Below are 18,615 nucleotides of genomic sequence, written 5' to 3'. Positions count from 1 at the left end.
TGATTTCCTTATAATAAACTGACGCTGTTATTTTTGTAGAAACTGATTAAGCTCAGGATCGTTTAGAATCTCGCCGGTAAGTTGGCCGAGCAATTTGTTCATATCCAGTTCTAAGGTTGCAAAATCGGGCGTTAAAGGACCTTTTAAAGTGCCTTTGGCTTTATAGCGTTTAACCAGCTCTTGGGTGGAGTTTTTGGCTTGAACTGCGATTAACACACTGTGTTTTGCCTCATAGCCAAAGGTCTTTTTAGTGATATCCATTTGCAATTCTTCTAATTGAATTTGCACTGAATTAGTTGCGCTTGGGTCGATTTGGTAGCCCGCTTGAGCAAAACCTGCGCGGAATACTTCATCAAGTAACAGTTTAGGCGGTTCGCTCGGGCCAACTAAACGTGTTTTTGTCCCTTCTTCAATAAAACGAGCAACATAATCGACTGTGCGTGTATCTACCGTTTCAAGAGCGATAGGTACAAGTTGCGCCGTTTGTTGGCTGATATTGGGCACTTGAGGGCTGAAAGCCATATGAGTCGGATTTTGGCTGGCACAGCCCGCGAACAGCAGGGGGAAAGTCAAGGTCAGTAATAGCCGTTTCATGGGATCTCTCGTACAAGTAAAAGTGGCTACAGCATACCAGAAATCACTTTTGATGCCACAGAACACCGTGATTCAGTTGAGGTACAGCTTTTATTGCTAATATCTTGTGCTCATTATTCACATCCGTGTTTTCTGTGCATTCACATCATTTATTCGCATAGTTACAAGGCATGGAAGGCAGGTTAAATATGGAAAAAATATCATTCACTTCGTTATTTGTTGGCCTGATGCTGGCGTCAGGCATGATGAGCTCCAATGCGCTCGCGGGCGATTCTGCCCATATACTGGGTGGTAGTTTAGGTTACGGTACCCAAGAATTTGAAACTAAGAACGGTAAATATGATGCGGGTGACACCTTAACCAGCGACTTATATTACCGCTATATGCTCAACGAGCATTTTGGGTTTGAGGCGGGTTATTTAGCGGGTTCAGGTGGGGTGGCGAGTGCGCTTGTTAGCGTCATCAGTGAGATAAAAGATTTACGTTACCAAGGTGTTAGAACCGCCGCTTACGGTGAGTATGCTTTGTCTCGTGGTAACAGCCTGTATGCCAAATTAGGCGCTGCTTACACTCAAGTCAGCTATGAGATAGATAAACAAGATATGGACTCGGATGATGTCGGTTTTTATGGCGCTGCAGGCTGGCAATATCGATTTAAGTCAGGATTCGGTTTGAATTTGGAATACCAATATATCCCGATGAAAGAGCTTGAATTACAGGGGATCAACTTTGGTATTAGCTACCGATTCTAATCTTTCCTTATCCAACGATTAAAGCGCCTTTCGGCGCTTTAATCGTTTTACAAACAAGGAATTTAAAACATTAAACCGAATACTGGCTGGCAACAAAATGACAACATTTTATCCTTGCACTCTTTTAATGCAATGGGGGACAGGTTAGAGTAAAAATTCGATGTTTAGAATGAGAGAGCATAGATGCTCCCGCGTCTTTTTTGTAAGGCTTAGTCATGTTAACGATAGCAACGCAAATCGCCCCAGATAACTTGATCAATCCGAAGGGCTTACCCCATTTCGGTCATTTCGATGGCATAGTCAAAACCTTAGGTTTAGCGGACTTTGCCTATTTTGATACCATGGATAAACCTGCTTCAGCGTGGGCTAAGCATTTCGATTATAAACAATTTCAGTTTGTCTCTTTGGTCACGCCGCGTTATGTCCTAGGCATCGCGCTTGCCGATATTGCCTACGTCGGCAGTGCTTTTTGTTATTTATACGACATAAAAACCAACACACTCACCCAGCTTGATTGGCTAAAACCTTTGAGGTTTGGCTATCAAATGACACCATCGCCAGCCGAGGGCCGAAGTAGTATTGGCCGTAAAGGGGCGCAGTTAAGCTTTGAGATTGTAGAGGGCGGTTGGCGGTTAGTGATTGATACTAAAAATATTCAAGCCGATGTGACTTTACACTCAGCCCCCTTAAGTTTGCCTATGGCTATGTGTAGTCCTACTGGATACAACGGCTGGACTTACACACAAAAGCATAATGGTTTGACCGTTAAAGGTAGTTTGACTGTGGGTCATGAGCCGCAGCCGCTGAATCAAGCTTTAGCAGGCTATGACTTTTCGGCGGGTTATATGCGCCGTGATACCAGTTGGCGCTGGGCGTCAATTAACGCGCGGATCCATGAGGGCATTATGGGACTTAATTTAGCGGCGGGTGTTAATGAAACTGGGGCTACTGAAAATGTCTTTTGGATTAATGGCGAGCGTCATTTACTCGGGCCAGTGCAATTTGAGTTTGATCGCCATGCCACGCTCGGCGCCGAGGTTTGGCGAGTCTACAGTCAAAATGGCCAAGTGGATTTGCAGTTTGCGGCGCGCAATTGTCGCAGTGAAAAGCGTAATTTGCTCTTGCTTAAGAGTAATTTCCGCCAATTCATCGGTCATTTCAGCGGCACTATTACCGATAATCAAGGGCACAGTTACCAGTTAAATAATGTTCTGGGACTCGCCGAAGATCATTATGCCCGCTGGTAGCTAACGATGACTAAGGGATCGCTGCTGCCTGCGTTGTTGCGTTGAATGCAGTTTATAGAATGCAGTCAGAATTTTTATAAAAGTAACAATAAAAATAACCATAAAATAAAAATAGAACAGGATGATCTTATATGGATATCGCCTCGCTGATCCAGCACCCAGAATTGTTACTGCTGGTGCTCGCACCTTTGTTTTTCGTGTGTATTTTGCTGGAATGGTACTTTGGCGATAAAAGACAAAAACTACCGTTAAGTGCACGTTATCGCGGCCAAGAAGTGCTGTGTAATTTCAGCCTCGCGGCCATGCATCAAGGTGCTGATTTACTCACTGGTTTGCTGATCGCTAAGCTGTATCTGGCGATGTTTGGTTGGAAGTTATTCGATATTGAAATGGGCCCATTGAGCTTTATTGCCTTGATGGTCGCGCAGGACTTTTGTTATTACTGGTTCCACAGGGCGAGCCACAGAGTCCGCTGGATGTGGGCGGCTCACGTGGTGCACCATAGCTCTGAGAATATGAATTTTAGCACTGCGTTTCGTCAGAGTTTAATGTATCCCTTTGCAGGCATGTGGGTATTTTGGCTACCGCTGGTGGTCATAGGTTTCGATCCAAACTGGGTGGTGTTTGTGGTATTACTCAATCTGGGATTACAATTTTTTGTGCATACCCAAGCGATTAAATCACTCGGACCGCTGGAATGGGTCTTCAATACTCCATCACATCACAGGGTGCACCACGGTCGTAATCCCCAATATATAGATAAAAACTATGCGGGTGTGCTGATTATTTGGGACAAGCTGTTTGGTACCTTTGAGCCCGAAGTGGAGACTGTGATTTACGGCATCACTAAGCCAGTGAATAGTTTTAATCCCTTTAAAGTGACTTTTAGTGAATGGCGAGACATGTTTGCAGAGGTTACCGCGACAGGATTGAGTGTTAAACAACGACTGCGTATCTTGTTTGCTCCGCCTTCCAGCAGTTTAAAAAGCGAGGAATAACAATCCACTGCATTTTCCAAGTTAAATAGCGCAAATGGCTAATAGAGTCTTGAATTTAGCCTTGCTAGCCTATATTCCGTTTTTTGCCACTGTTTTGGTGTAAAAATGTACAATCCCATACTTTGGTGGTACTTTTTGGGATAAGGAATTTAACTTGGGAGGACGTATCATGATGGATGAACCTCGATTATCCGCGGAGGAGCTTGCTTGTTTTAGCGAACTTTTTTCGCCGACTCGTGTGGGCACTGCCTTGACTAACGATCCCCTGGTCAATCACGTGCTCACAGTCACAACTGAAGTGCCGCAAGTTATCGCTTCGATTCTCGGTAAGGCAAAACTCACTCTATTGGCCGAAGTCGGGCCCTATAAACTCTGGTTTCCACTATTGATGAAAGTGGATGACTTTGGACAGTTTCAACCCACTTTAGGTGTGCCTGAAGTGCTAGATGCCTCGGGAGTGGAGCGCAGTTGGCGGTTAACTCAAGCCGATGATGTGTGGATATTCGACCACGATCAAGGTGAGCAATGGTCTGTTGCCTCGTTATCCAGTTCTGGCATGGCCATCCGTGCTAAATCACAGCAGCAATTTAAGCAATTGTTAGGCAGTAAAGATCTGCAATTACAATTGCCCAATGGCGAGACTATGCGCGTCGATATCGAGCCTATTCGTAGCGAGAAAGGTCTGGCCTTCGTTAAGTTTCAGGCCGAAACCGAAGAGCGTGAAGCCTTACGTCAATTCTTATTTAGTCGGCACCGTAGCCAGCACGCTCAGCTCTACCGTGACTTACGTTAGTACCTGCATTGCGACAGTTTTCGGCCTTGTGTTAGTTGACCTGTTATCTAAAAATCTCAGTTCTGCAGCTCAAATGTGAAATCTACTGATTTTGAAACTGTCATTTGTGATTGCTGTGCTTTTCACCGATTGTTACCTGCCAATCTGTCGCCCGATGGATTAGAATGGCGGTGAATTCAACACATCAGAGCGAGCGGTATGCACGTACATATTTTAGGAATTTGTGGAACCTTCATGGGTGGTCTAGCGTTATTGGCTAGGGCCAAAGGGCACAGAGTGACGGGCTCGGATGCCAATGTCTATCCTCCAATGAGCACGCAACTAGAGGACCAAGGCATTGAGCTTATTCAAGGTTTTGATCCTAGCCAGCTGGGTGAAGCAGGGCACTATCCTGACTTAGTTGTCATTGGTAATGCCATGAGCCGGGGTAATCCTTGCGTGGAAGCCGTGTTGAACATTGGCATCCCTTATACCTCTGGCCCGCAGTTTTTAGCCGATCATATTTTGCCTGAGCGTTGGGTGCTGGCAGTGTCTGGCACTCACGGTAAAACCTCGACATCTAGCATGTTAGCCTGGATTTTAGATGATTGCGGTTATGAGCCTGGGTTCTTAATCGGTGGCGTACCGCAAAACTTTGGTGTGTCGGCACGTTTAGGCAAGACCGCTTTCTTTGTCGTTGAGGCCGACGAATACGACAGTGCCTTCTTCGATAAACGTTCGAAATTCGTGCATTATCATCCGCGTACCTTAGTGATCAACAATCTTGAGTTCGATCATGCCGATATTTTTACCGATCTGGCTGCGATTCAAAAACAGTTTAACCACTTAGTTCGCACCGTTCCTGGTGAAGGCAAGATCATTTGGCCCGCCGATTCCCATGCCGTTAAGCAAACGATTGATATGGGTTGTTGGAGTGAGCAAGAAACCTATCATTTAGCCGAATCGACCAGCGGTTGGTATGGCAAAGCGTTAAGTGATGATTGCCATCGCTTTGAAGTATTTTTTGATGGCGAGTCCCAAGGTATTCTCGAATGGGATTTGATTGGTCAACACAATATTGAAAATGCCATGATGGCCATTGCTGCCGCACGTCACGTGGGCGTTAAGCCGAGTGCTGCAATTGAAGCTTTAGCTAAGTTTATGCCACCTAAGCGTCGACTCGAATTACTCGGAACCGTTAATGGTGTGAGCGTATACGACGACTTTGCACACCATCCAACGGCGATTGCGACCACGTTAAAAGGTATGCGGGCTAAGGTTGGGCAGAGCAAAATTACTGTGGTACTTGAGCCGCGTTCAAATACCATGAAGAGTGGTGTCCATAAAGACACTTTAGCTTTTTCTATGATGCAAGCCGACGAAGCCTTTTTATATCAAGCCGATACCATCGACTGGAATATGAAAGAAGCTATGGAAGCGGCGGTGATCCCTGTGACTGTGTTACATCAAATTGATGATGTGGTCTCCAAAGTCGCAGCAACCGCCAAAGTAGGCGACACCATAGTGGTGATGAGTAACGGTGGTTTTGGTGGGTTACATAAGAAGCTGCTGGCCGCATTAGAACAGGCTTCAACTGTAGAGCAGGTTAGCTAACATGGCCTACGCAAAGTCGACTAAGGCGATTAGCTTAGCTTGGACGGGCGCCTCTGGTGCTCCCTATGGGCTTAAGTTACTCGAGTGTCTGTTGGTATCGGGATATCAAGTGTTTTTGATGATCTCCAGTGCAGCTCGAGTGGTATTGGCGACGGAACACGGCATACAGTTAAGCGCCAACAGTGACAAAGCCCATGCCCAGCTGTTGGCTTTGCTGCACGAAAAAGGCGTGATTATTGCTGGCGAGTTAGTGGTATTAGGCAAAGATGAGTGGTTTTCACCGCCTGCATCGGGTAGCGCAGCACCTAAACAAATGGTGATTTGTCCTTGCTCAACGGGGACGTTAGCGGCAGTTGCTACCGGAATGAGTAATAATTTACTCGAACGCGCCGCCGATGTGGTGATTAAAGAGCGCGGCCAACTTATCCTAGTACCGAGGGAAACTCCTTTTAGTGCCATACACTTAGAGCATATGTTAAGCCTTTCTCGCCTCGGCGCGACCATTATGCCCGCTGCACCCGGTTTTTATCACAATCCCAAATCGGTAGAAGATCTGGTAGACTTCATGGTCGCTCGAATTCTCGATCATTTGGGCGTTGACCATGCATTAACGAGTCGCTGGGGTTATGACAAACAGTCTAACCGCGACCTCGACAATTGAGACTTATATGAAACACACCACCGAAGTGATGATCTCTGCTGAAGAGATAAGCCAGAAATTGGATCAAATGGCCGAGCTAATCAATGCCCATTATGCCCACAGTGAACGTCTGCTGATGGTAGGCTTGTTAAAAGGCTCAGTGGTCTTTATGGCTGACCTATGTCGCCGCATTAAAGGTCATGTTGAAATCGATTTTATGTCGGTTTCCAGTTATGGCAATACTATGACCAGCTCACGGGATGTGAAAGTGCTGAAAGATGTGCAATCAGATATCGCCGGTCGCGATGTATTGATTGTGGAAGACTTGATTGACTCAGGTAACACCTTAAGCAAAGTGCGCGAGATGTTGTTACTGCGGGAGCCTAAGAGCCTTGCACTGTGCACCCTGCTGGATAAACCTGAACGTCGTGAAGTGGATGTGAAGGTCGATTTTATCGGTTTTACTATCCCTGATGAGTTTATCGTAGGTTATGGTATTGATTATGCCGAGCAGTATCGCAATCTACCTTATATCGCCAAAGTCGTACCACTCGATTAAGTGTCCGATACAGTTTAAAACTCCCGCAACAGGCGGGAGTTTTGCTTTTTGCTGCAATATAAAAAGCATTAATGATTGAATCATTAAATTTTTTCTTTTCAATCAATTAGCTAATTTTTTGCTTTAGTTCTGCAACCCATCATTGTAATTGTGTTTTTTAGCACCATCTTATTACTTTCTAATGTGTAAGGATCGGTACAAATATGGCGAATATTACCCATGCTCTGGTACTCGAAGGGCTTAAAAAAACCTATAAAGGCGGCGTAGAAGCGGTCAAAGGCATCAGCCTTACCGTCAATCAAGGGGATTTCTTTGCCTTGCTCGGCCCCAATGGTGCGGGTAAATCCACCACGATTGGTATTATTAGCTCCTTAGTGCAGAAGAGTTCTGGTACGGTCAAAGTCTTTGATTATGATATCGATAAGCAGCTAGAACACGCCAAGCTCTGCATTGGTTTAGTGCCACAAGAGTTTAACTTCAACCAGTTTGAAACCGTGCTGCAAATTGTGGTGAATCAAGCGGGTTACTATGGTGTGCCAAAACCTATCGCCCTTGAGCGTGCCAAAAAATACTTAAGCCAACTGGATCTGTGGGAAAAGCGCAATAGCCCTTCGCGGGAATTATCCGGCGGGATGAAGCGACGGTTAATGATTGCGCGCGCTCTGATGCACGAACCTAAATTATTGATTTTAGATGAACCTACCGCAGGTGTGGATATTGAACTGCGCCGCTCTATGTGGGAGTTTCTTAAACAAATAAACCAGCAGGGCGTGACGATCATCCTGACCACTCATTACCTTGAAGAAGCGGAAATGCTTTGCCGTAATATCGGCATTATCGATAAAGGTATTTTAGTGGAATGCACTAGCATGAAGGCGCTACTGAGTAAGCTGAATATGGAGACTTTTATTCTCGATCTTCGTCGCGATACTGGAACGGCCCCCGTGCTCGATGGCATGGCTTGTCGCTTAACCGACTCTCATACCTTAGAGGTGGATGTAGCGAAAGAGCATAATCTTAACGATGTCTTTAGCCAATTGAGCGCAGCCAATATTGAAGTGCTATCGATGCGTAACAAGTCTAATCGGTTAGAAGAACTCTTCGTCGAACTCGTGAAGAAAACTCAGGGAGCCTCAGCATGAATCAGCTCTACTTTATTGCCTTTAAAAGTATTTTAAGTAAAGAGATTAATCGTTTTACGCGAATTTGGATCCAGACCTTAGTCCCGCCAGCGATTACCATGACCTTGTATTTTTTGATTTTTGGTAACTTAGTCGGCAGCCGGATTGGAGAAATGGGCGGCGTATCTTATATGGAGTTTATCGCCCCTGGTTTGATCATGATGTCGGTGATCACTAACTCTTACTCGAATGTCGCTAGCTCATTTTACAGTGCCAAGTTTCAACGTAATTTAGAAGAGTTGATGGTGGCACCTGTGCCCCATTATGTGCTGATTGCTGGCTACGTAGGTGGCGGCGTGGCGCGCGGTTTGTGTGTCGGCCTAATAGTGACGTTAGTGGCCATGTTCTTTGTCGACATTAGCTTACATCATGCAGGTTTAGTGGTGATGACAGTGTTTTTAACTTCAGTGTTATTTTCATTGGGTGGCTTAATTAACGCTGTTTTTGCTAAAAGCTTCGACGACATTAGTATCATCCCCACCTTTGTGCTTACCCCATTAACTTACCTTGGCGGCGTATTTTACTCCCTGTCACTCTTGCCCCCATTTTGGCAAGGCGTGTCGGCACTTAACCCTGTGGTCTATATGATCAACGTGTTCCGCTACGGCTTTTTAGGCTTTGCCGATATCAGCGTGCCATTATCCATCGCCATTATGATCGGTTTCTGTGTCGCCCTGTGGACCTTAGCGTATTACTTAGTCTCGCGCGGAATCGGCCTGCGTTCGTAAACATATTTATTGAGAGCATATTAAAAAAGGGAGCCATTAAGGCTCCCTTTTTACTGTTTAACTTCTCGTTACTTCATACGACGACGCATTGCCGCTAGAGGTAACAACAAGGCGGTTAGCCAACCTAGAGCACCGCCACCTGAACTATCAGGTTTACTTTTAACTGTTAGTACTAGTTCTCCTGGATTACTTTGGAGCTTTCCGTCATTCGCTATTACGGTAAACGTGTAAGTTCCTGCTTCAGATGGAGTAACAGTTATGTTTTCGTTTGTTGGAGTAAATTCTAAGGTCTTTCCTCCTGTTTGAGCCCAAACATAACTTAAAACATCTCCATCAACGTCTAACGGATTGGGTTTTAGTGTGATTGCATTTCCTGCAACACCGCTTTGAGGCTGTGGTGCAACAACTGGAGCATCATTCACATTTTTTACGTCGATCGTTACGGTGGTAGCTTCGCCAGTATTGCCATCTTCGTCTGCAGATGTATAGCTAAGCATATCTGAACCGAAATAATCTTTCGCTGGAGTGTAATCAATTCCACCAGCGGAATTGATTGAAGCAGTGCCGTGTGAAGGTGCTTGTACAATAGCTAAGCTGCCTAATGCACCTTTTGGCATGATATCAATAATGCGTTGGGCGTTTGCCGTAATGCCATCACCTGTAATTGATACTCGAGCAACTTTCATATCTGGTTTGGTATCATTTTGTAAGACATCAATTGAGACTAAAGCTTCTTCGTTGGTTTCAATTACATCGGCTTGTCCAACATTGAGAGTTGTTGCTTTAACATCATAGTTAATAGTGACATTTCCTGCTGTTGTATTTTTTAAGGTTAGTGCATCACCAGTTGCAATGCTGCCACCTGTACCATTAAAGTTATAAGTCGTCCCAATAGTACCGCCTACGTTCTCTGCACCAATAGTGACGTTTGCAGGTATATTTGGAATATTGATATAGTTAAAGACAACCTCTTCAGTATCACCTGTCCTAATCCAAATACTAAATGTATAAGCGTTACCTGATGTATCGCCATAGAGTTTGCCCTTATTCCACTCTAAAGCTAACCATTTCACCCCAGCGCCATCAGTGAATACACCAACGGCTAAATCACCACCACCAGTATCGCCGACAGACTTATCTGATAAGTCGAAATCAGACCAGAATGGAGCAAGGATATTATTTGGGTTACTACCATCTGGTAATTGTTTATTTGCAAAAGTACCACTTGCACTTCCGCCGCCAACAATCGCTAACCCATTGTCTGAGATTGTTATTTTGCTGTAGCTCACACCGTTGTATTTAAAGCTTGGAACTGTAAAAGTAAAGGCTTGTTCATCACAGCCTTCAGGGCAAGTAACGGGGACAACACCTAAGCCAACGATACTTGGAAATCTTTGAGCACCTTTGGTTGTTGCCATTTTAGGTAAATCTAGTTGGCCTACCCATGTGACAACCCCTAAATCTTCATTTACCTGCAATCCATTTTGTGTTGCACCTGCTAAAGTGACTTTTACATCATCTTTTGAGGTTAGTTTAGTACCTTTAGGCGCTTGCGCTGTTACTGTGACTGTATTTGCAAATACATTATTGTTCACAGTTGCAACCAATGGGATCACATCACTCGCAGTAATATCTGTTTTGGTTGTTAGTGTAGAAATTAAGGATGCATTACTTGATTCTTTAGCTAAAACAGCTAGAGGTAAATGAGCATTTTGTAACCCTTCCGTGCTGTTGATTAATATGTTTCCGAAGATCCACTCGCCATATTCAGCGAAAGTTGAGTCAACGGTTACAGTAAACGTGGCAGAGGCTCCTGCGGCAAGTTCTAAGGTAGAGGGGGATACTGTGATGCCTGTGCTATCTGATGAAGTTGATAAGCTCCAAGATGTCGTTGCATCGCTTTTGTTATAGACAGTACGAGTGAAGGTGCATGGACCAACGCAAGAGTCTGAAGCAATTGAAGGTTTGTCAAAGGTTAATACTGCCTTGGCTGCAGCATCTAAATCCATGCGACCTGCACCCATGTCAAATGGAGTTGCTGGGGTTGTTGCATCATCATCGAGAATGTCTTCATATTTAGCCGTAGAAGTGAGAGCCGTTTTTATATCATTTGCGCTCCACTCTGGGTGCAGTTGGCTCATAAGAGCTGCCGCACCTGCAACATGAGGGCTTGCCATACTGGTGCCAGAGATCATATTGAAGTCTTCACCACCATCATCAGGAGAAAAGGCTGATAGAATGTTGGTACCAGGTGCTGCTATATCCGGTTTAAGAATATTTTGGTTGCCATTAGGACCGCGTGAACTGGTGCTATTTAGGTTATCAGCAAGTTCAGAAACCATGATACGTTTAGTTTTAGCAATTATTGTACCTGTTGTTGCAGCATCTCCCATGGCTTCAATTACGGCTAAACCTGCATCTTTCGTAATCATGACAGCAGGGAATGGTTCACCAGGCATAGACATAGTCGTTGGTGCACCTGCCGCATTGTTATAAACTACAAGGGCTTTAGCGCCTGCAGCTTTTGCGTTTGTGGCTTTTAATGAGAAGTTACATGTTCCGCGAGAAATCAATGCAATGCCATCTTTGAACGAATCCGCAGCAAAGGCATCACAACCATTGGCATTTTCAGCATCTAAATTAACGGCCGCAATAACTGGAGCGGTAATATCTTCTGAAAGCACAGCATCAGAACTTGGGACAGCAAGTAAATCACCACCACCGATATTAAAGCTATTAGCGAAAAAACGCCCTGTTGTAGTGTTAGCAACAGTTATTCCTGATTCAATACAAGCAGGGCAGCCGATAGTTTGAGGACCATTACCATCGTTACCGGCAGCACTAACTACAACAACACCCGCAGCTTCTGCAGCTTCAAACATGGTTTTGTATGGGCTGCTAGCTGGATCACTACCAGCACTCCCCCCCCATGAGTTGTTGATTACATCTGCGCCATCATTAACAGCATGTTCTAAGGCTTCCATTAACATGATGTTTGAACCACTACCACCAGTACAGTCAGCTTTACTATAAAGAGCTTTATAAACCATTAAGTATGCAGCTGGAGCAACGCCTGATAACTCAACAGGGATTTCTTTGAAGGTTGTTGATACTTTATTGCCAACGGCGGTTCCTGCTACGTGAGTACCATGGCCACCAAAACCGAGTGGACTCATGTATTCATCAGCGCAAACAGGGAATGTAGGTTGTGACCAACGCGCAACGATTAGTTTGTTATTACAGAAAGATGCATCAACAGTCGAGCAATAGTCATCCGATGGTAAATTTCCACTTGGTGCAGTAAAGCCAGCGTCAGTAAACATGGGGTTTTCAGGACGAATGCCACCATCAATGATTGCGACTTTAATTCCTTTACCTGCATTTTCCATCCCAGAAACGGCTTCCCACATTGCTTGGGAATTAATAACTTGGTGAGAAGCATCCATGTTTATTTCATACATGGTTTCTGGATAGACTGATTTAACACCTGGCATTTGAGCCAGTTTTTCAGCGGTTAATCCTTGGCCAACAACAGTGACACCATTAAATAATGTTTGAAAATGGCGTTCTATTTTTGCATTAGGTACTGTTTTAGCTAGAGCAGAAGAAAAATTGTTCTGCTCTTTTGTAAGATGATTGGCGTAGCTTTTTACTTCAGCTGACTGTACGTTAATTTTTTGACCTTCTTTTGCTGAAGCTGTTGCAGCAAACGAGCCAATACCACCTTGGTATTTAGCGAGTGCAGGAGATTCCATTTCAACAATAAAACGTTGTGGTGCACCTAAATTTGTTGTTGCCACTTTAGGTTTGCTAAATTTATCGTGAGATGTGATCTCGGGTGAGTAAGGTTTAAATGTAAATTCACTGTTAGCAATAGCTGCGCTTGAGAGTAGTGCAGCGGAGATAGCGATCGATAGTTTTGTCTTCACAACTTCTTCCTTGTCAATTAATGCTTTCAGCACTTTATTAAACGTGCCCGTAGCTGAATTGTTATAGTTTTTGCTGTACTCTTTGGTGTCAGCAATGAAGTTGTAACACAAATATATCGTATGGTTAACACTTTTGCGGTAAAAAAGATGTTAATCACACTTTGCGGTTTGTTATGTTGTTTGCAGGTAGTTTGCTGTTTTTCCTGTTTAAGGCTTAACCGCTCTGACGATTGGGTTTTGTAGGCTGATCAAGGTTTCTGTTGATTGGATTTCATCGATAGATTGAATGCGATTGATGAGCACGTGTTGTAAGCCGTCGATGGATTGGCACATGACCTTTACGAAAATGCTGTAGTTGCCTGTGGTGTAATAGGCTTCGACGACTTCTTCGAGAGCGTTGAGTTTGGCGATAGCGGCGGGGTAATCGCCAGCGCTTTTAAGGTTGATACCGATAAAACAGCAAACGTCATAGCCTAGGGCTTTAGGGTTTACCGTGATTTGCGCACCTGTAATGATCCCCGCTTGCTTCATTTTTTCTACCCGAACATGGATAGTGCCGGCGCTAACGCTAAAGCGTTTAGCGAGTTCGGCAAAGGGTGTGCGGGCATCCTGCATTAGGGCTTCGAGGATATGATTATCGAGTTGATCGCGCTGAAATGCGGTATCCATAAATAAACTCTCTATAACGTAGTGAATTGTCATAAAGTTACGTTTTTTTATGGGGAATTGCTACCGATTTTGCCCGTATTATTTGATTTTAGTGATCATTGTTCGCCCAAAGGCTCACAAAAAGGGACTTTTGCGCTAAAAGTTATACTGACGCCCGAGTAGGGATGTTTGATGGTGAGCTCTGCTGCATGTAGTAATAGTCGAGGCGCTAAGGATTTTGCCAGTGAGTCGGCATAAAAACCATCGCCTAAGATCGGATGTCCTAGCGCCATCATATGCACCCGTAATTGGTGTGAGCGGCCTGTGATTGGCGTCAGTTTAACCAGCGTTGAGCGTTTGGCGCGGCTCATTACTTGATAGTGAGTCAAAGACGGTTTGCCAACAAGATGATCGACTTTCTGTTTAGGGCGATTTGGCCAGTCGCAGATCAGTGGATAATCAACGCTGCCAGTGTCATTTTTGACATGGCCTGCAACCCTTGCATAATAGGTTTTGCTGGTTTCTCTATCGTGGAACTGACGTTTTAATTCCCGCTCGGCGCTACGAATAAGGGCGACAACTATCACACCTGAGGTTGCCATATCGAGGCGATGGACGATTTGACAATGGGGATGCTCTGCTTTTACCCGGGCATAGACACTGTCATAATGGGCGGGGTCGCGACCGGGCACAGACAACAATCCTGAAGGTTTGTTGATGATGATAATGTCTTTATCTTGATAAAGAATATCGAGCCAAGGAGTGGTCGGTGGTTGGTAAATAAAATCAGTCATAAATAGTGCCTATTCGTCAATGCGGGGCAAAGATACTCTGCTAGGCTTGAGGGCGCAAGTGTGAGGCCAAAAGATCGGCTGTGCCATTATCCTTGCTGACAAAAGTAAAGCGGATTAGTTGATGATTTGCTGATAGAGCTGTATTTGAGTTTTTGTTATACTCCCGTCCTTTTCGTTAATGATCATTTTGAGTCTGTGAAGCCATGAGCCAGCCAGAGATATACACTCCCGAGAATCTTTCTCACGTCCATAACCGTCTTGAGTTATTGGCGCCTGCAAAAAATGCTGACTACGGTATCGAAGCCATACGCCATGGTGCCGATGCGGTATACATAGGTGGTCCTGCATTTGGTGCGCGGGCAACGGCGGGTAACAGTGTTGAAGATATCGCGCGCCTGTGCACTTATGCTCATCAATACCATGCTCAGGTATTTGTCGCCCTCAATACCATTTTGATGGATAACGAACTGGCCGACGCCGAAAAACTCATTTGGGAATTGTACGAAGCGGGAGCTGACGCGCTGATTGTGCAGGACATGGGCGTATTACAACTCAATTTGCCGCCGATTGCCCTGCATGCCAGTACCCAAATGGATAACCGCAGTCCAGAAAAAGTGGCGTTTTTAGAGCAAGTTGGTTTTTCTCAGGTGGTGCTTGCCCGTGAATTGGGCTTAAGCCAAATCCGTGATGTCGCCGCGCATACCAATATGCAACTCGAATTCTTTATCCACGGTGCTTTGTGTGTGGCTTACAGTGGTTTGTGTAACTTGAGTCATTCCTTTAGTAACCGCAGTGCTAACCGCGGTGAATGCTCGCAAATGTGCCGCCTGCCGGGGAATCTTAAAACACGTCAAGGGGATGTATTAGCGCAGAATGAACACTTATTGTCTTTAAAAGACAATAACCAAACTGAAAACCTCGAAGCGCTCATTGATGCGGGCATTCGCTCGTTTAAGATTGAAGGTCGCTTAAAGGATTTAAGTTACGTTAAAAACGTCACCGCGCATTATCGCCAAAAGCTGGATGCGATTATGGCGCGTCGCCCTGAGTTTAAGGCTTCATCCCACGGCCGCTGCGAACATAGTTTTACCCCTGATCCTGAAAAGACCTTTAACCGTGGCAGTACAGATTACTTTGTTAACGAACGTAGCCAAGGAATTAAAGATTTTCGCTCGCCCAAATACATAGGCGAAGAAGTCGGTAAAGTGGTCAGCATAGGTAAAGACTTTATCCAAGTGAGTTCGACCCATGAGTTTAATAACGGCGATGGCTTAGCGTTTTTCCCCGCGAATTTTGCTATGGCAAAACAATCCGATGACAAGCTGCAAGGCCTGCGGGTTAACCGCGCCGAAGGGTTAAAACTGCATATATTGCAGGTGCCAAAGGATTTAAAGGTCGGCATGACTTTGTACCGTAACCATAACCAAGCCTTCGAAGCCCTGTTATCGAAAGAATCTTCTAAGCGGATTATCGGCGTCGATTTACGGTTGAGCGACACCCAAGAAGGACTGGCACTGACATTGACGGATATCTATGGCCTTACAGCCACAGTGAATTTAGTGGTAGAGAAGACGCCTGCGACTGATGTCGATAAGACCTTACAAAATACTCGCACTCAGCTGGGTAAGCTCGGCAGTACCGACTTTGTTGCCCGTAGCATTAGTATCGATACGGCCCAAGCTTGGTTCTTGCCTGCATCTGTGCTCAATGGTCTGCGCCGTGATGGTGTGGCCGCTCTAGAGGCTGCTCGTGTGCAAGGTTATGTGCGTCCATTGCCGTGGAAGCATAATCAAGATGCAGTCTATCCCGTCAAGCATTTGAGTTACTTAGGTAATGTTGCCAACGAAAAGGCTAAGGATTTTTATCAACGCCACGGCGTAATTGAGATCCAAGACACCTATGAGAAAAATGGCGTCACCGAAGACGTGCCATTGATGATCACTAAGCATTGTCTGCGCTTTAACTTTAATTTGTGTCCGAAGGAAGTACCAGGCATCAAGGCCGATCCTATGGTGCTTGAAATCGGCAATGATGTGCTCAAGTTGGTATTCGACTGCCCTAAATGCGAAATGATGGTGGTCGGCGAAAACCGTCAAGTGCGAGGCCAGAAGCACCTTTAATATTTGTCATTAGGAGCATTGCCCGAGTGCAATGCTCCTAGCACCTATTCAGCTTGCATCTGCGCGCCTATAACAGCCTACTTCTCATTGATGTTGCTCTCACCATCGCCACTCCCATATTTTCATCAAAGCCCTATATTGCACATGCGGTAATGAGCAGATATCTTATTGAAAATAATATTAATAATAAGGGATATTAAAATGGGATTGTTAGACGGTTTACTCGGTAATGCTGCTGAGGTTGATTTACAGGAATTAGCCGAGGAATTAAGGCCTATCATGGGCATTCAAGAAGAATTAAAACTCGCCTACAAAGTGATCCGTGATTTGTTTATTTTCACCAATAAACGCCTGATCTTAATTGATAAGCAGGGACTTACAGGTAAGAAGGTTACTTACCATTCAATACCTTATAAATCCATTACCCATTTTGAAGTGGAAACGACAGGGCATTTTGATATGGATGCCGAGCTTAAAATTTGGATCTCAGGCCAGAGCGAACCTTTAGTCAAAGAACTCAAGCGTGGCACGGATGTCGTGGGTATTCAAAAGACTATTGCTACTTTTGCACTTTAGTTTTTTTGCACTTTAGTTTTTTTGCACTTTAGTCTTAGTGCTGCGACTTAGATTCATTTAGTGCTATCAAGCTTGGAATTGTTATCGCAAGCTGACGGTTAATGTGAGTAAGGTAAGCCAAGTTTTATCTGGGCTTACCTATCCTCGCTATCGAGTGTGATTCAAATCTGCTTGATTAATTTAACACTATCCTACTTGTGCTAGTGGAGTGCTCTATCGGTTCGCCCGCCATAGTATAGGTTTCGGAAAGCTTGAGTTTGCCTTGCTCATCGTATTGATTGTGGATGCCGACCCAGAATTGCTCCTGTCCCTGAATTTGTAAATTACCTTCTTCGGCAATCTGGCGATTGGGATGATAGCGTTTCATTGCATAAAGCTTGCTTTCATCATCAAATTTTAAGTGATAAGCCAATATGGGTTCTTCGGTGTGAGTGGCGACATCTGCTATTGTTTTATCTTCTCGCTGTTTTGTCGCGGTATTGCCATTGGGGGCGTGATACTTCTGACGAGATAAATATGCGTTATTTCTACTATTGCTAGCATGATGTTCGCTGTCATCCGTACGGTTATTTGGTCCGTTACTTTGCCCATCAGCATCGTCTTCATCATAGTCATAACTAGGATTTTCTGGGCTATCCCATTCAGGTTCTTCATCTTCCTGAGTTGCTATATTTTCATGAAAATCAAAGTAGTGACGGCTTTCTATCAGTTGGCCTTGTTCATCTAGCCAGGCTTCGCGGTACACTTTTCCTTGGGGCGTAAAACGTTGCCAGTGGCCGATATCGAGGTAACGACCATTAGTAATTTGGATTGTGCCAGTTTCTAAAATTAAACCTTGAGGGGATAAGGATTTAGAGCTAAATAAATCCCCTTGCGTACGGGTGAGTAACCAGCGAATGGCGCCATCTTCATAGTATTCGATGCGAGTATCGGCGATACCTTCTTGATAGTATTCCCTTTGATTATTATCAAGATTATAGCCGCAGCGGGTATTCGAGTGACTCTGATAGGATTCGAGGATCCCTTTGTTATTATAAAAGCTGGACTCTTTGAGGTAGCCTTGGCCATCACGAACTTCATATTCAGAAATTGTACGTATCGTGCCATCTTCATAAAACCAGCGAGCAGTGCCATCACGGTTGCCCTGTGTGTGCGGTAGGTACATCTGAATTTGCTGGTTTTCGTGGTATTCAATAAAAGGGGCTACCGAGTAATGCCGTTCACTTAAGAGTGAACGGCATTTTTCTTTGGTCTAACCGGAAACTTGTTTTTGCTCATTTTAAGAACTCGTGGATATGCCCTTTCCCGTTTACCATCCAGCTTAAATTGCCGTGCATTTCGTTCTATATCCAATACGTCTCTCGGGACATTCCCCGGTGTTTGTGATGGCAGTTGTGTCAACTTGAAGATGATATAACTCGCCGCATCCCGAAAACTCAGTTGATTGGGGTGGGTGGACCGAT

15 protein-coding genes and 2 pseudogenes are annotated in these 18,615 nt (G+C 44.8%); 11 read left to right on the top strand and 6 right to left on the bottom strand.

Translation table 11 applies throughout. The annotated features are described in order from the left end of the window. Positions 1-27 precede the first annotated feature (27 nt). Positions 28-594, bottom strand: a complete 567-nt coding sequence (locus L5M18_RS18255; RefSeq protein ID WP_105250136.1) for a YajG family lipoprotein — start codon at positions 592-594, stop codon at positions 28-30. Between the two features lie 227 nt (positions 595-821). Between L5M18_RS18255 and L5M18_RS18250 the strand changes: the two genes are divergently transcribed. From L5M18_RS18250 to L5M18_RS18210, 9 genes are all read left to right on the top strand, one after another. Further along, on the top strand, positions 822-1,346 hold the full coding sequence (locus L5M18_RS18250; protein ID WP_372833719.1) for a porin family protein: 525 nt from the start codon (positions 822-824) through the stop codon (positions 1,344-1,346). 215 nt (positions 1,347-1,561) lie between these two features. Next, positions 1,562-2,593: a DUF2804 domain-containing protein gene (locus tag L5M18_RS18245; protein WP_105250134.1), complete on the top strand. Its 1,032-nt coding sequence runs from the start codon at positions 1,562-1,564 to the stop codon at positions 2,591-2,593. 131 nt (positions 2,594-2,724) lie between these two features. Next, positions 2,725-3,591, top strand: coding sequence for a sterol desaturase family protein (locus L5M18_RS18240; protein WP_113939771.1), 867 nt, complete (start codon positions 2,725-2,727; stop codon positions 3,589-3,591). A gap of 169 nt (positions 3,592-3,760) precedes the next feature. Beyond that, positions 3,761-4,384, top strand: coding sequence for a hypothetical protein (locus L5M18_RS18235; RefSeq protein ID WP_006080282.1), 624 nt, complete (start codon positions 3,761-3,763; stop codon positions 4,382-4,384). Positions 4,385-4,582: 198 nt separating this feature from the next. Further along, positions 4,583-5,977, top strand: coding sequence for a UDP-N-acetylmuramate:L-alanyl-gamma-D-glutamyl-meso-diaminopimelate ligase (mpl, locus tag L5M18_RS18230; protein ID WP_113939772.1), 1,395 nt, complete (start codon positions 4,583-4,585; stop codon positions 5,975-5,977). A 1-nt stretch (position 5,978) separates the two neighbouring features. Next, a complete protein-coding gene (locus L5M18_RS18225) occupies positions 5,979-6,638 on the top strand; it encodes a flavin prenyltransferase UbiX (RefSeq protein ID WP_113939774.1) in 660 nt (219 codons plus the stop codon). A gap of 7 nt (positions 6,639-6,645) precedes the next feature. Then, positions 6,646-7,176 (top strand): hypoxanthine phosphoribosyltransferase, encoded by a 531-nt coding sequence (hpt, locus tag L5M18_RS18220; RefSeq protein ID WP_028761726.1) that lies wholly within the window; start codon positions 6,646-6,648, stop codon positions 7,174-7,176. Between the two features lie 203 nt (positions 7,177-7,379). Next, the gene (locus tag L5M18_RS18215) at positions 7,380-8,318 is read left to right on the top strand and encodes an ABC transporter ATP-binding protein (protein ID WP_263181964.1); all 939 of its coding nucleotides are present in this window, start codon (positions 7,380-7,382) and stop codon (positions 8,316-8,318) included. Continuing rightward, positions 8,315-9,085 carry an ABC transporter permease gene (locus L5M18_RS18210; RefSeq protein ID WP_006080287.1) on the top strand — a complete coding sequence of 257 codons (771 nt, stop codon included), beginning with the start codon at positions 8,315-8,317 and terminating at the stop codon, positions 9,083-9,085. Before L5M18_RS18215 ends, L5M18_RS18210 begins: the two co-directional genes overlap by 4 nt. Before the next feature lie 68 nt (positions 9,086-9,153). Here the strand turns inward: L5M18_RS18210 and L5M18_RS18205 are convergent, their stop codons facing one another. The 3 genes from L5M18_RS18205 to rluA all read right to left on the bottom strand — a co-directional run bounded on the left by L5M18_RS18205 (position 9,154) and on the right by rluA (position 14,456). Further along, the gene (locus tag L5M18_RS18205) at positions 9,154-13,014 is read right to left on the bottom strand and encodes a S8 family serine peptidase (RefSeq protein WP_198572892.1); all 3,861 of its coding nucleotides are present in this window, start codon (positions 13,012-13,014) and stop codon (positions 9,154-9,156) included. Between the two features lie 207 nt (positions 13,015-13,221). Then, positions 13,222-13,683 (bottom strand): transcriptional regulator AsnC, encoded by a 462-nt coding sequence (asnC, locus tag L5M18_RS18200; protein WP_006080290.1) that lies wholly within the window; start codon positions 13,681-13,683, stop codon positions 13,222-13,224. A gap of 95 nt (positions 13,684-13,778) precedes the next feature. Beyond that, entirely contained in the window at positions 13,779-14,456 is a 678-nt protein-coding gene (gene rluA, locus L5M18_RS18195) for a bifunctional tRNA pseudouridine(32) synthase/23S rRNA pseudouridine(746) synthase RluA (RefSeq protein WP_263198096.1), read from the bottom strand. A gap of 203 nt (positions 14,457-14,659) precedes the next feature. On the opposite strand from rluA, the gene L5M18_RS18190 reads away from it, so the two are divergent. Together L5M18_RS18190 and L5M18_RS18185 are read left to right on the top strand one after the other, a co-directional pair. Continuing rightward, positions 14,660-16,576, top strand: coding sequence for a peptidase U32 family protein (locus L5M18_RS18190; protein WP_263198095.1), 1,917 nt, complete (start codon positions 14,660-14,662; stop codon positions 16,574-16,576). 201 nt (positions 16,577-16,777) lie between these two features. Beyond that, positions 16,778-17,152, top strand: coding sequence for a PH domain-containing protein (locus L5M18_RS18185; protein ID WP_105250128.1), 375 nt, complete (start codon positions 16,778-16,780; stop codon positions 17,150-17,152). 175 nt (positions 17,153-17,327) lie between these two features. Here L5M18_RS18185 and L5M18_RS18180 read toward each other — a convergent pair. Both L5M18_RS18180 and L5M18_RS18175 read right to left on the bottom strand, forming a co-directional pair. Beyond that, a pseudogene (locus L5M18_RS18180) lies at positions 17,328-18,374 on the bottom strand (hypothetical protein); the annotation flags it as partial. A 2-nt stretch (positions 18,375-18,376) separates the two neighbouring features. Further along, positions 18,377-18,615, bottom strand: a pseudogene (locus tag L5M18_RS18175) (IS4 family transposase); the annotation flags it as partial.

The organism is Shewanella sp. SM20, assembly GCF_025654545.1.
Lineage (GTDB): Bacteria > Pseudomonadota > Gammaproteobacteria > Enterobacterales > Shewanellaceae > Shewanella > Shewanella oncorhynchi.
The sequence above is the reverse complement of the archived record's forward strand: the minus strand, read 5'-3'. Positions and strand labels throughout refer to the sequence as shown.